A 462-nucleotide genomic window follows, 5' to 3' on the forward strand; every position below is an offset into this window, starting at 1 on the left:
CCGATGACGGCACCGGCCCTGTTGATCCAGGTAAACCTACAGACAACGATAAACCAACACTAACGGTTGGTGATGCAGCACCAGTGGTTGAAGGTCAAAGCGCAAGCTTTGCCGTGAGCCTGTCGAACGCGGTCGACGCCGACCTGACGTACAAGTTCGATTTAGACGTGAGTGACAACGCTGAGATAGCCGACTTTGTAGCCACGGGCGGCAAAGTAATGCTGAACGTAAACTACACGGTGGATGGTCAAGCGGTGAACAATACCGTTGAAAATGGTAAGACGTTGAGCATCCCAGGCAACGCAGTTGGCATTACCGTAGTCGTAGCAACTCAAGACGACCCCTACCTAGAAGGGGCCGAAAACTTCAAATTAAAAGTCAATGTAAGTGGCACTGTTGGGGATGGCAACAGCATCATAAATATATCGGATGTTGGTACCGGAACCATCACAGACGAAACCA

Annotated in this window: 1 protein-coding gene; it reads left to right on the forward strand. The window is 50.4% G+C overall.

The genetic code is table 11. The annotated features are described in order from the left end of the window. A partial coding sequence (locus AB4589_RS25700; protein ID WP_372070560.1) for a hypothetical protein occupies positions 1 to 462 on the forward strand: 462 nt, incomplete at both ends.

It is taken from the genome of Vibrio sp. 10N.222.49.A3 (genome assembly GCF_041475145.1).
GTDB classification, from domain to species: Bacteria; Pseudomonadota; Gammaproteobacteria; order Enterobacterales; family Vibrionaceae; genus Vibrio; species Vibrio tasmaniensis_A.